Here is a 446-nt window from a genome sequence, read left to right on the forward strand (position 1 = left end):
CTGATGGTGACCATGACCTGGGGCCGGAGTCCGCCGGTGGCTGGCAGGGTGTTGGTGGCGAGGGCTGTTTTGCAGGCGCCGACGAGKCCGTCGAGGAGTTGTTGGGGGCGGGTGCGGCGTTCGAGGTGGGCGTCCGCGGCCGCGGCTTCGGCCGCGGCGCCGAATCCCGGCCCGGCATGCGCGCCCGCTCCGTTCTCGCCGGCAGGGCCGTCCCCGTTCTCCCCGGTGCCTGTTCCGTCCGCGGTGGTGGTGGGTTGGGTGCGGGGGTTGGTGGCGGTGCTCATGGCGGTGAGGAGGTGTTCGTATTGGTCGGTGGTGGCGAAGATTTCCAGGTGGTGGAGGCCGCGGCGGGGCCGGCGGGTGAAGGCGCCTTGGCGGTGGCGGAGTTCTTCTTCGCTGGGTTCGGTGCCGTCCTGGTCGATGGCGTCGGTCCAGCGGTGGGCGAT

1 pseudogene is annotated in these 446 nt (G+C 71.9%); it reads right to left on the reverse strand.

Annotation, left to right across the window (positions count from 1 at the left end):
* Positions 1 to 446, reverse strand: a pseudogene (locus AC1DDG_RS21750) (HNH endonuclease signature motif containing protein); the annotation flags it as partial.

The sequence above is a fragment of the Arthrobacter sp. 10L430 genome (genome assembly GCF_056395245.1).